Source organism: Microbacterium aoyamense (assembly GCF_023155855.1).
Classification (GTDB): domain Bacteria; phylum Actinomycetota; class Actinomycetes; order Actinomycetales; family Microbacteriaceae; genus Microbacterium; species Microbacterium aoyamense.
On record NZ_JAKNUT010000001.1, the window covers coordinates 344,741 to 357,418 of the forward strand.

10 protein-coding genes are annotated in these 12,678 nt (G+C 66.0%); 3 read left to right on the forward strand and 7 right to left on the reverse strand.

The window, feature by feature from the left end:
* The first annotated feature begins 90 nt into the window (after positions 1-90).
* The gene (locus MA876_RS02060; protein ID WP_248145609.1) at positions 91-1,059 is read left to right on the forward strand and encodes a TolB family protein; all 969 of its coding nucleotides are present in this window, start codon (positions 91-93) and stop codon (positions 1,057-1,059) included.
* A gap of 94 nt (positions 1,060-1,153) precedes the next feature.
* Here MA876_RS02060 and MA876_RS02065 read toward each other — a convergent pair whose 3' ends face one another.
* The 7 genes from MA876_RS02065 to MA876_RS02095 all read right to left on the reverse strand — a co-directional run bounded on the left by MA876_RS02065 (position 1,154) and on the right by MA876_RS02095 (position 9,307).
* The gene (locus tag MA876_RS02065) at positions 1,154-1,966 is read right to left on the reverse strand and encodes an alpha/beta hydrolase (protein ID WP_248145610.1); all 813 of its coding nucleotides are present in this window, start codon (positions 1,964-1,966) and stop codon (positions 1,154-1,156) included.
* 27 nt (positions 1,967-1,993) lie between these two features.
* Entirely contained in the window at positions 1,994-2,476 is a 483-nt protein-coding gene (locus MA876_RS02070; protein ID WP_248145611.1) for a DUF3237 domain-containing protein, read from the reverse strand.
* Entirely contained in the window at positions 2,473-3,720 is a 1,248-nt protein-coding gene (locus MA876_RS02075) for a flavin-dependent oxidoreductase (protein WP_248145612.1), read from the reverse strand. Before MA876_RS02075 ends, MA876_RS02070 begins: the two co-directional genes overlap by 4 nt.
* 81 nt (positions 3,721-3,801) lie before the next feature.
* A complete protein-coding gene (locus tag MA876_RS02080; RefSeq protein WP_248145614.1) occupies positions 3,802-6,228 on the reverse strand; it encodes a beta-glucosidase family protein in 2,427 nt (808 codons plus the stop codon).
* A gap of 66 nt (positions 6,229-6,294) precedes the next feature.
* Positions 6,295-7,101 (reverse strand): carbohydrate ABC transporter permease, encoded by an 807-nt coding sequence (locus MA876_RS02085; RefSeq protein WP_248145616.1) that lies wholly within the window; start codon positions 7,099-7,101, stop codon positions 6,295-6,297.
* A 20-nt stretch (positions 7,102-7,121) separates the two neighbouring features.
* A complete protein-coding gene (locus tag MA876_RS02090) occupies positions 7,122-8,054 on the reverse strand; it encodes a carbohydrate ABC transporter permease (RefSeq protein ID WP_248145618.1) in 933 nt (310 codons plus the stop codon).
* A 74-nt stretch (positions 8,055-8,128) separates the two neighbouring features.
* Positions 8,129-9,307, reverse strand: coding sequence for an ABC transporter substrate-binding protein (locus tag MA876_RS02095; protein WP_248145620.1), 1,179 nt, complete (start codon positions 9,305-9,307; stop codon positions 8,129-8,131).
* 353 nt (positions 9,308-9,660) lie between these two features.
* On the opposite strand from MA876_RS02095, the gene MA876_RS02100 reads away from it, so the two are divergent.
* Positions 9,661-10,233: a TetR family transcriptional regulator gene (locus tag MA876_RS02100; RefSeq protein WP_248145622.1), complete on the forward strand. Its 573-nt coding sequence runs from the start codon at positions 9,661-9,663 to the stop codon at positions 10,231-10,233.
* Positions 10,234-10,412: 179 nt separating this feature from the next.
* Positions 10,413-12,674 carry an alpha-L-rhamnosidase gene (locus MA876_RS02105; protein ID WP_248145624.1) on the forward strand — a complete coding sequence of 754 codons (2,262 nt, stop codon included), beginning with the start codon at positions 10,413-10,415 and terminating at the stop codon, positions 12,672-12,674.
* The last annotated feature ends 4 nt before the right edge of the window (positions 12,675-12,678 follow it).

Sequence of the window (12,678 nt, forward strand, 5' to 3'; positions counted from 1 at the left end):
CGAGTGCCATTACGGCTCACCGCCGCGGCGTGCCTATAGCGGGCGACACACGCGAAACGATTCTGAAGCGAAATCAACCAGAGGACGACCATGACCAATGACATCCCCCTTTTCCAGACGGGTCGGTATCCAGGCCGACAGGACCTGCAACCCCACCAGACCACTCAGATCATCGTCGCCGACGTCGACGGCGGGTCTGCAGAGGTCGTATTCGAGTCGGAAGAGCTTTTCGAGGCGCCCAACTGGACGCCGGACGGAACCGGACTCGTGCTCAACAGCCGCGGCGGACTCTACTTCCTCGATCTGCGCAGCGGCGCGCTGCACGCCATAGAGACGCCGGGCGTGACGCATGTGAACAACGACCACATCCTGTCCCCCGACGGAGAGTTCGTACACTTCAGCGCCGCGGGCACTTTGTACAGCGTGCCGATCGCGGGTGGCCCGGTACGAAAGATCTCGAACGACTTCCCCGCAGACATGACCTACTTCTACTGGCTGCACGGAGTCTCTCCCGATGGCCAGACGCTCGCCTACGTTGCGACGCATGCCGTCGGCGAAGACCCGAATCCTCGAGGACGTATCCGCCTGGCCACCATTCCGACCGCGGGCGGTGAGGACTTCTACCTCACGGACAACGAGACGGTGCACTTCGACGGCCCCGAGTTCTCAAGGGATGCGCAGTGGATCTACTACAACTCGGAAGAAGCCGCGATCGTTCCCGGCCACGCTCAACTGTTCCGGATGCGACCCGACGGGAGTGCTCACGAGCAGCTGACATTCGACGACCGAGTGAATTGGTTTCCGCATTTCGACCCCGCAGGGACGCGCGTGCTTTACCTGAGTTACGCGCCCGGGACGGAGAGTCACCCCGCCGACGTCGAGCTGCTGATCCGGATCATGAACGCGGACGGAACCGGAATCCGGGACGTCGTCACCCTCTTCGGCGGCCAGGGCACCCTCAACGTCAACAGTTGGAACCCCGACGGCACCCGTTTCGCGTACGCGGCCTACCCCATCGAGGGATACGGCGGCGGGATCGATCGGTGGAAGCGCCGCTGACCTGACGCGGTTCGCCGAGACAGCCCGACCGGCTCGAATCGTCGCAGCTCGCACGAGACGCTGCCGTCCGGTCCGTCGCCGACCCGTCCGAAACTCAGATCCAGACAGCACCGACTCCATTGATCCAGCGAACGATCCGCTCGACTGTCCGCCGCGCGCCCGGGACCTCGGGAAAGTTGAGGTGGCCGTGTTCCACGTCCCGCTCGCGAATCAAGGCGATGTCCACCCCAGCGAGAGCGAGCTGCGCCGCGAACGCCTCACCGGACGCCCGCAGTTGGTCGCGCTCGCTGTTGACGATTAACGTCGGAGGCAGATCATGAAGGTCGGCGTTCGCGGGGAAGGTGTAAGGGTGGGAGAGCATCTCCGCGGGCCCGACGTAGTTGAGATTCATCTCCCGCACCACTTCGGGTGAGTAGATCGCCTCGGGCGAGAGCAGGTCGAGCTGTCCGCGCAGTTCAGCGGACGGCTCGGGCAGTTCGGGATGCTGGACGCCGTAGATCAGCACCAGCGACTTGGGCAGCGCCTGCCGTCCATCCCGGAGCTGGAGAGCGACGGATGCCGCGAGATTCGCACCCGCGCTCCCTCCCCCGACGTGCCAGTCCCCCTCGCGCACCCCGAAGCCCTCGGACACCGCCCAATCCCATCCCGCCAGGCATTCGTCTGTGAGCACCGGGAAGTGGATGCCGTCGTTGGCGAGACGGTAGTCGATGGCGACCGTCACGATTCCGGCATCCGCGAGCAGGCCGGCGACCCAATGCGCCTCGGGGACGTTGATGTCATTGTGCGAGAACGCGCCCCCATGCAGCCAGACCAGGCCGGCGCGAGGTTTGCCGTCGGGGCGATAGACCCGCAGCGGGATGTCTCCGTGCGGGCCGGGGATGGTCGAGTCGGTTTCGGAATGGGACATGTCGCTCCTCGCGAGGCTCGGGTCTGGTCAGCTCACTCGATAGGCCGAGTAGGCGACGGTGGATGCGCGGCGCTCGGCGGCCGCGATGTACAAGGAATGCTCGAGGTGTGCCAGCCGCGGCGAGGAGGTCTCCACACGTACGGTCGTGCGGAAGTAGTAGTCCTCGGGGGCGACGATCGCCCCGCGGAGAAGAGCTGCCAGAACATCCGGCGGCCCGCTCCGCACGCCGAGCGCGTGGAGGTAGAGGAGCTCGCCGGCAGGAGTTCTCGCGGAGTAGCGGGCGTCCAGGTCGATCGCGCCGTCGGCCCGGACGATCTGCCAATCCGCGCCGCCCGGCAGGATCTCCGCATCCAGTTCTCCTTCGATCCGGCCGCCGATGATCGGGACCACCCGACGATGACCGGACCGCGTGGACCCGTGATCCTCGATCGCGCCGAGACGCACTTCGACGTCGAACGCGTGCACGAGCGCGGGGATCGGGAGTCCCTCGAACGGGGCCGACCGCATCATGATGCCGCTCCCGGTGTGAGCGACGGACGGGCGTTGAGGAGTTCCGGCAGGAAGCCAGCTGCCCGCTTGTAGCCGTTGGCGATGTCGTCGAGCTCGTCAGCGGCGATGACGTCGTGGATGTCCACGAAGCCGCGCGGTGCGCGCTCCGCAGCGATCTGCATGACCCGCTCCGGGCCCGCGCTGCGGGTGCTCGCGAGCAGGGACGTCATGGCGGGACGACGATCCAACTCGTACGCCGCGAGCGCCTCGTCGATCGAGCCGGCCGTGGCGAGGTGGAAAGCGAGCGTCCGGGCGTCGATGATCGCCTGCGAAGCTCCGTTCGAGCCGTTCGGATACATCGCGTGGGCGGCGTCGCCGAGAAGCGTCGTGCGACCGAAGGTCCAGCGCGGCAGCGGGTCTCGGTCGACCATCGGATACTCGAACAGCTCCTCGGATGAGCGGATGATCGCGGGCACATCGATCCAGTCGAACCGCCAGTCTCGGAACAGCTCGGCGATCGGGCTCGCGTCGACGGCGCGATTCCAGTCGGCGTCCGCGACGCCCGGTCCGCGCAGCTCTGCGATGAAGTTGATGCGCGAGCGCCCGGATGCGTCGGGCGCCGAGAGCGGATACGCGACGAACTTCTGTTCGCCGTCGCCTGCCATGATCATGGTGCGCCCGTCGAGGAAGACTGGCGCGTCGGCGATCCCGCGCCACAGCGTGAGCCCGCTCCACGGCGGTGCGCCCTCGGCGGGATAGTGCATCGCCCGCGCGGCGGAGTGTATGCCCTCCGCCGCGACGATCAGGTCGGCTTCGACGTCGATCTGCTGGCCGGCGCTGTCGAAGCGCGCCCGCGGCCGCTTGCCCGCGGCATCCAGATCCGTCAGACGATTATCGAGTCTGATGACGTCGCCGAGGCGCTCCTGCACCGCATCGCGGAGCGCAAGCTGCAACTCTCCCCGGTGGACCGACTGCTGCGGCCATCGATATCCCGCGGCGAGTCCGCGCGGCTCGCGCCAGATCTGCTGCCCGTGGCGGTTGTAGTACGCGAGAGCGTGGGGCGCTGTTCCGATGCCGGCGATGCGATCCGCCATGCCGATCTCGGTGAGCTCCCGCATCGCGTGCGGAAGCAGATTGATGCCCACCCCGAGCCCGCGCACCTCTTTCGCGCGCTCGTAGACCGTGACATCCGTGTTACCCGTGGCCCGAAGGCTGAGCGCGAGTGTGAGGCCGCCTATTCCGGCGCCGACCACCACGATCTTCATCAGCCGCGCCCTCTCTCAACGAGCCCGACGTCGCGTTTCCGTTCCCCCGTATGCGCCACCGCGCTCATCCCCGACACGGCGTCACACCGCGACGTCGACGGTGGAGCGGATGTCGTCGCTCGAGAATCCGACCATCAGCGCGAACTCTCCCGGTTCGACGGACCATGTACCGTCCCAGTGCGCGAATCGTCGACGCGGAATCTCCATTGCGACATCCACCGACTCTCCGGCCTCTGCCGAGACTGCCTCGAATCCGGCGAGCCACCGTTCCGGCCGATCCACGGACGACTCCGACTCGCGTCGGAGATACGCCTGCACGACGCTCGAACCGGCTCTCGGGCCAGTGTTGCGCACGGTCACCCGAACCGACACGTCGTCGCGCGCGTCGTCGACGACCTCGACGCTCTCGACGTCCCAGGTGGTGTACCCGAGACCGAATCCGAATGAATACGCCGGCTCGGCCCGCTCGCGCAGCCAGGCTCGGTACCCGACGTGGATTCCCTCCGCATAGTTCAGCACTCCGTTCCTCGGCGCGACGTTCGAGACCGGAACGCGGTCTTCGGCATCGGGCCACGTCATGGGCAACCTGCCACGCGGCTCACTTGCGCCGGTGAGGACGTCACCGAGAGCATGCCCGAACTCCTGGCCCGGAAACCACATGGACAGGATGGCCGCGACGTCGTGGCGCCAGGGCAGAGTGACCGGTGCACCCGTGTTCACGACGACGACCGTGCGCGGGTTCGCCGCCGCAATGGCGCGGACGAGAGCATCCTGAGTTCCCGGCAGTGCAAGCGTATTGCGATCAAAGCCCTCCGACTCCACTTCGGACGACGTCGACACGACGACGATCGCGACGTCCGCGTCCCCGGCAGCAGCGACGGCCTCGGCGATGAGCTCGTCGGCGGAGCGCTCGCTCGGAGGGGTGCCCACGCGGAACGACATCGCGACGCCCATCTCGCCCAGCTTCGGGACGAAACGCACCGTCAGATCGACTCTGCCGTCCTCGATCGGTGCGGTGAAGACCGCGCTCGGCGGATGCAGAACAGCAGCGGCCGGGTCGTCGGCGGCATCGAGTCTCAACTCGCCGGTGGCGATCGCGGAGCCGCCGACCAGCACCTCGAAGTCGCAGAGACCCGCCACTCCGAGGGCGACGGAGGACGATACGACCCCCGGCGCATAGGTGAGGGTGAACTCGATGAGGTCGGACTTCGCGGCGAGGGCGTGTGCGTCGAACGAGACGATGCCCGATGCGCGGCGGACCTCCTCGGCGAGCAGCGCCCCGCCCGAGTAGTACTTCACCGCCATCCCTGCGACCCCGCCCGAAGTGAAGGTCCCGTCCGCGAGGTCGGCAAGGCCCCGCTGCACGACGGCTCCCTGCGCCCAGGTGACGGATGAGTCCGGGAAGGCCGCACGAACCCCCTCCAGAGGCGTGACGACCGACGACGGGATGACGGTCGCACTGCCGCCTCCCTGCGTCCGTGCGATCACGGCGCCCTCGCCGATGACGGCGATCGACGCGGGCGCGACGAGAGGCAGGATACCGTCGTTCTTCAACAGCACCGTCCCGGCGATCGCTGACTCCCTCGCCACGTCACGCAGTTCGACCTCGGGCAGCGGTGCGGCCCGGTCGTCCGCCTCATCCACGTGCAGTGCGCCGACCCGGGCCGCGAGTCGCAAGAGCCTCACGACCTTGCGGTCGATGAGCGCTTCATCGATCTCTCCGGCGCGTACGGCGTCGATGAGCGATTCGCTCCATGCACTGCTCGGGCCGGGCATCGCGAGGTCCTGAGGGACCTTCGCACTCTCGAGCGAACGCACGGCGGTCCAGTCGCTCACGACGAGCCCGTCGAAGGCCCACTCCGCGTTCAGGGGCGTCTCGAGGAGGACGTTCTCGGACGCAGAGGCTCCGTTGACCGAGTTGTAAGCGCTCATCACCAGCCACGATCCACCATGGACGATCGGCTCTTCGAACGCCAGGAGGTAGACCTCGCGGAGTGTTCGCTCGTCGACCTGGACGTCCACGGTGAAGCGGTCGGTCTCGGAGTCGTTGGCGATGTAGTGCTTGATGGTCGCACCCACTCCGAAGGACTGCACGCCCTTCACGTACTCCGCAGCGAGGATTCCCGTGAGGACGGGGTCCTCGCTGAATGCTTCGAAGTGACGCCCGCCGTACGGTGTGCGCTGGATGTTGATCGTGGGGCCGAGGACGACGTGGACGTTCTTCCGGGTGGCCTCGCTTCCGAGAGCCTCACCGTAGCGACGTATGAGTCGCCGATCCCATGCGGCGGCGGCCGCCGTCGGCGACGGCAGGTTGATCGACGGGGAGCGCTCGTCCCAGGCGTCGCCACGCACCCCCGCCGGGCCGTCGGACATCACGATCGAGTGCAGGCCGATCTTCTCCATCGGCCACGTCGACCAGGAGTCACGTCCCGTCAGCAGCTGGATCTTCTCCTCGAGCGAGAGCTTCCCGCAGCGAGCGGCGAGCTGCTGTTCGGTGGGAACGGTCATGGCGCATCCTTTCGGCCAGGTCGCACCGCACCGGCAGCGACCGCCGGTGTCGTCGACCAACGCGGGTCAGCCCTTGATGGCACCCGAGGTCATACCCGCAACGATCTGGCGGTTGAAGAAGATGTACATCACGAGGGGAGGGATCGTGATGAGGAGGATGTCGGTGAAGAGGAGGTTCCATGTCGTCTGGAACTGGCTCTGGAAGTTGAACAGCGTCAGCTGGACCGTCGCGTTCTCCTCTCCGGGAAGGAAGTAGAGAGGGTTGGCGAAGTCGTTGAACACCGCGACGGATTGCACCACGATCGCCGTGACGATCACGCTGCGAAGGAGCGGGAACGCCACTTGGAAGAACACGCGGATCGCTCCCGCTCCGTCGATCGTCGCCGCCTCATCGAGCTCGCGAGGGATGTTCGACACGAAGGCGCGGAAGAGCAGCACGCAGAAAGACATGCCGTATGCGACCTCGATCAGAGCGAGTCCGAAGATCGTGTTGAAGATCCCGAGCGACTGCATGACCCACGCCGTGGGGACGATCGCCGGCGGGACGATGAGCCCGGCGAGGATGAAGAACGTGATGATGCCGTTCCATCGCGAGGGCCGGCGAGCGAGCACCCACCCGATCATCGCCGACAGCACGACCATGATCGAGACTGAGAGCACGGTGAGGATCGTGCTGTTCACGAACGCGGTGATGAGCATGTAGTCACGCGTCTGGAAGACGGTGACGATGTTCTCCCACAGGACGAAGTCGATCGGCCACGTGAAGCCGAGGCTCGCAGAGTCAGGGCCGGTCTTGAACGATTGGACGACGATGAAGGCGAACGGGACGAGGAAGACCACGGCCGACACGACCACGGCCGCACTTCCGATCACATGACGCCTCACGGTCGAGCTCACAGCTCCGTCTGCTTTCTGTTGAGCCACCAGAACAGCGGCAGAATGATCGCACTAACGACGACGAACAGCACCACGTTGCCGGCTGTGGACAGGCCGAAGAACCCGTAGGCGTACTGCTTGTAGATCACCGAGGCGAGCACGTCGCTCGCGAACCCCGGTCCACCACCCGTCATCACCCAGATCAACTGGAACTCTCGGAGTCCACCGATCAGAGACAGGATGATGACCGTCGTCGTCGCGGGTCGCACGAGCGGAAGGGTGATACCCCAGAACCGGTGCCACCCGTTGGCGCCGTCGACCTTGGCGGCCTCGTAGTACTCCTGAGGAATCGCTACGAGACCCGCCATGTAGATGAGGGCTGCGAGCCCGACTCCCCTCCAGACGTCCACCCCGATGATCGAGTACAGGGCGAGGCTGGGATCGGTGAGCCAACCCGGCCCGTCGATGCCGAACAGCGCGAGCGTCTTGTTGATCACTCCGTCGTAGGGGTCCATCAAGGCCTGGAACGTGATGCCGACACCGACGGTGCTCACGAGCACGGGGAAGAACACCACCGCTCGCAGGTATCCTCTGGCCGAGATGTCGGATGTGAGGAGAACGCCGATGAGCAATCCCAGCACGACTTTCAGGCCGGACGTCAGCGTGCCGAAGATGAGGGTATTCGTGAAGCCCTTGCTCAGCTGTGGGTCCGTGAAGAACGTCACGAAGTTGTCGAAGCCGATGAACTCCACTTCGAACAGCGTCCATCGCGTGAACGCGTAATAGAACGACGCGAAGGTAGGCGCGATGAACAGCACGAAGAAGATCGCTGCTCCCGGCAGCAGGAACCAGTGGGGGTACAGCCGGTTCGCGTACTTGCGTCGCGGCGGTCGCTTGCCCGGAACAGCGACCAGGGTCTCTGTCGTATCGGGAGGCGCAAGGGTAGCCATGGTGTCACCTTCGTTGGTGCCGGGGGTCGCCCTCATCGCATGAGGGCGACCCCCGGATCATTGTGGACTGGAGCTCACCAGCCGGGTAGGCCGAGCTGCTGCGCCTGCTTCGTCGCGTCGGCGTCGTAGAGTTCGGCTCCGCTCTTGCCGTCGCGCACTCCGGTGCCGATCTCGACGTCGATCTGCATCAGGTTCGGGCCCTTGACTGGTGAGAGGAACTCGAGTGCGGGCGCGATCTTGGCGTTGTCGAAGTACGGCGCCCAGTCGGCGACGATGCGTGGCGCGTCCTCGGGAACGCTGCACCCTTCCACGAGGTAGGCACCCGTGGCACCCAGAGCCTCCGTCACCGCGTCGCAGCCCTCCGGGCTCGCCACGAACGCCATGAACTGCTTCACTTCGTCCGGGTGCTCGGTGTTCGCAGGCGCATAAAGAGCGGGCGGCATCCACACCGTCATGCCGGCGTCCTCTGCCGAATCGCCCGGGATGCCGAAGAATCCGACATCCTCCAGGTGCTCCGGCCAGTTGGTCGCGATGGTCGCCTGCGCGAATCCGAGCATCGGGTAGTGCCCGGCAGTTCCCGTGGCCACCGCTTCGAGCCCATCATTGAGCAGGGCAGAAGCGAAGTCTTCGTTCATGTAGCCCCCCTCGTAGATGTCCTGCAGCTTGGTGAAGCTCTGCAGGGCGACCGGGTCGTCCGCGAAGTTCACTTCATTGGCGGTGTACTGCTCGGCCCACTCGTTGTCGCTCGCCCAGATGTTGTAGAAGTCGGCGAGCGTGATGATCTGGGACGTCCACGCGTCGCCGTACGTCTGCTGAACGGCGGTGTGCCCGGACGCCTTGATGGCGTCCGAGTTCGCCAGGAACTCGTCCCACGTCGTCGGGACCTCGAGGCCGAGTTCTTCGTAAAGCGGGATGTTGTAGAAGATTCCGCCGCCGCCGGCTGTCTGCACAGGCACTCCGAAGACGCCGTCCGCCGTCGATACGGCGGCGACCCAGGCGTCGTCCAGGCCGGCGACGAAGTCTTCGTCGGCGATGTTGAGCATCGTCTGGTCGGGGTTGAGCGCCTGGAGCAGCGAGCCGCTGTTGTACCAGAACATGTCGGGCATCTCGTTGGTCGCCAGCCGCGTCTTCATCAGATTGTCCAGCGCGGCCGAGTCGCTCGGCCCTGAGGCGTCTACCTCCACGACCACGTCGGACTGGCTGGCGTTGAAGGCATCCGCGAGCGCCTCCGCTGTCGCGATGTTGGTTTCCACGCCGGATCCTTGGAACCATTCCAGGGTCACGGGACCCTCGCTGTCGCTGCTGCCGCCGCCGGAACAGCCGGCGACCAGTGTGACTGCTGCGATGACGCCGGCCGCCGCGAGTGCGCGCGAGCGTCGTGAGACTTCGGACATCACTTACCTCTCTGTAAGCCGTCTTTTGGTGCGACGGGCACTGACCGCTGAAAACAAATCAACGATTGGTGTTAGCGAACATAAACGACGGCCAGTCGAGCCGTCAATACCTACCGGTGACTTGTGTTCGAACTGAGACAGATGCCGACGGATCGACTCCATTGGGGCTACCATGGCGCACTATGGCGGAACGAGGCCCCTACGCGAAGGGCGTGGCAAAGCGGGAGGAGATCCTCACCGTCGCGCTCGAGCACTTCGCCCGACGCGGGTACGACCGCGCCTCCGTCCGTGAGATCGCGCGCGAATCGGGTCTCAGTCAGGCAGGGTTGCTCCACCACTTCAGCAGTAAGCAGGAGTTGTTCCTCGAGGTGATCCGTCGGCGTGATGATCGCGACGGCGATCCCGTCCACCATCGGCACCTGCACTCGGTGGACCATCTGATCTCGGCCGTCGAGCACAACGTCGAAGAACCGGGCCTGGTGAGGCTCTTCGTTACGATGTCGGCCGAGAGCGTCGACGAGTCGAGCGTCGCGCGGTCGTTCTTCGAATCGCGTTACGACTGGCTTCGCGGCGAGTTGCGCGCCGACATCCAGAGTCGACAGGACGCCGGCGAAGTGCCGGCGGAGCTGGATGCCGACGACCTGGCGTCGTTGATGGTCGCCGCGGCAGACGGGCTGCAGTTGCAGTGGCTCCTTCAACCGGATCAGGTCGATATGCCCAGCCGGCTGAAGACGCTCTGGCGCCTGATGACGCAGGGTGACGACACGGAGCATCCTCCCGCCTAGGACTCGCCGCGTCGGGCGGTGATCACGTCTGGGTTTAATACCATTCATCGATTGGTATAAGGTGGCTCGCACCGCGGGTCGATCGAGGAGGATGCCTCTCCGCGAGCGCCGACGTGATCCTCATCGAACCCGGCCTCCTGCATCGCCGCTCAGATCCACCCCGACGAAAGGACGACGACGTGACGACCGCCCCCGTCGACGACATCGCACTCGCCGCGGCCGCCTTCCTGACGGCGGACACTCCCCGCAACGCGGTCGTGCGATTCCGGACGGTCTCCGCACTCGATCAACCGCGAGATCGCATCACCCGAGCGACGCTCCATGCGACGGCGCACGGCGTCTACGAGGCATCCCTCGACGGCGAGCCCGTCACGGAATCCGTGCTGAATCCTGGATGGACCTCGTACGAGTGGCGTCTCGCCTATCAGACGTTCGATGTTCGCGGACAGCTCGCCGCCGGCTCGGGCAGCGAGCTGCGTCTCGAGCTCCTCCTCGCCGACGGCTGGTACCGGGGCGATCTCGGATTCGCTCGAGCGAATGCGAACTATGGCGACGAGATCAGCGTCGCAGCCGCGCTCACGATCGAGTATGCGGACGGTTCGCAGCAGACCATCGCGACCGGACCCGAGTGGACCGCCGAAGACTCCGGGATCCGCAGCTCCCTCTACAACGGGCAGACGATCGATGCCCGCGGTGCGGCCGGCCCTCTCGAGGCCAGGGTCACCGACATCGACAGGCGCACTCTCTTCCCGCAGTCCGCGCCGCTGGTCATGCGCCAGGAAACGCTGAAGCCCATGTCGGTTCAGCTGTCGCCGAGCGGAAGCGTTCTCGTCGACTTCGGTCAGAACTTGGTCGGCTGGGTGCGCTGCACAGTCCAGGGTGAGTCCGGGCATGAGGTGACGTTGCGACACGCCGAGGTCCTCGAGGACGGCGAGCTCGGCACCCGACCGCTGCGTGGAGCCGCCGCGACCGACGTCTTCGTGCTCTCCGGTGGACTCGACACCTTCGAGCCCACCCTCACGTTCCACGGATTCCGCTACGTCGAGGTGTCGGGTTGGCCCGGCGACATCGACCTCGACTCGTTCGAAGCGGTGGTCGTCCACTCCGAGATGAAGCGCATCGGCACTTTCGAGTGTTCGGAGCCCCTGGTCAACCAGCTGATCCACAACTCCGTGTGGGGTCAGAAGGGGAACTTCCTGAGCGTGCCGACCGATTGCCCGCAGCGTGACGAGCGACTCGGCTGGACCGGCGACATCGCGGCCTATGCCGCATCGGCTGCGTTCCAGTTCGATTCCGCTGACTTCCTCGACGGATGGCTGCGAGATCTCTTCGTCGAGACGGAGCATGCTGACGGAGGCATCGTCCCATTGACGGTCCCCGATGTGCTGAAGTACGCGAACTTCCCTGACGGCTTCTCACTCCCGTGGCATCGTGCGACCGCGGTGTGGGGCGACGCGGCGGTCTGGGTGCCGCAGGCGCTGTGGCACGCGTACGGCGATCGCGAGCGGCTCGCCGCCCATTACCCGGCCATGGTGTTGCACCTGGGCTCTGCCGAGCGGGACGTCTCGGCATCCGGTCTCTGGGATCTCGGCAATCAGCTCGGCGATTGGCTCGATCCGGACGCACCGCCGGAGGATCCGGCCGCGGCGAAGGCGGATCCCTCGGTCGTCGCGACGGCCTGCCTCTACCGATCCGCATCGTTCGCCGCGGAGGCCGCGACGATCCTGGGCGCGGACGAGGATGCCGCGCGCTGGCGTCGACTCGCGGAGACGACGAGGGCGGCATTCAACCAGCACTACGTGGATGGCGGGATCGTCCTCTCCGACTGCGCGACGGTCTATGCACTCGCCATCGTCTTCGGCCTGTTGGACGATCCCGATCTCGCTCGCGCCGGCGACCGGCTCGCGGAGCTCGTGCGCGCGGCTGACTATCGAGTCACGACCGGCTTCGCCGGCACCCCGTTCGTGACGTGGGCCCTGTCCGAGACCGGGCATGTCGACGACGCCTACGCCCTCTTGCTCGAGCGCGAGTGCCCTTCGTGGCTCTACCCCATCACGATGGGAGCCACGACCATCTGGGAGCGTTGGGACTCCATGCTCCCCGACGGAACCGTCAACGCGGGCGAGATGACGAGCTTCAATCATTACGCGCTCGGCGCCGTCGCCGATTGGGTCTATCAGGTGGTCGGTGGTGTGCGCCCCGCGGAACCGGGATACTCTCGCGTGCGCATCCAGCCTGTGCCCGGTCCAGGGATCACGTGGGCACGGACACGGCTGGAGACTCCCCGCGGCGTCGTGTCGTGCGAGTGGGAACTGGTCGATGGCGAGTTCACGATTCACAGCTCTCTGCCCGATGGAGTCGAGGGTGATCTCGTCCTCCCCGATGGCAGCGCGGTGCGGACCATCGACGGCGAAACGCGGTGGCGGTGCGATCTGCGTTGACTCC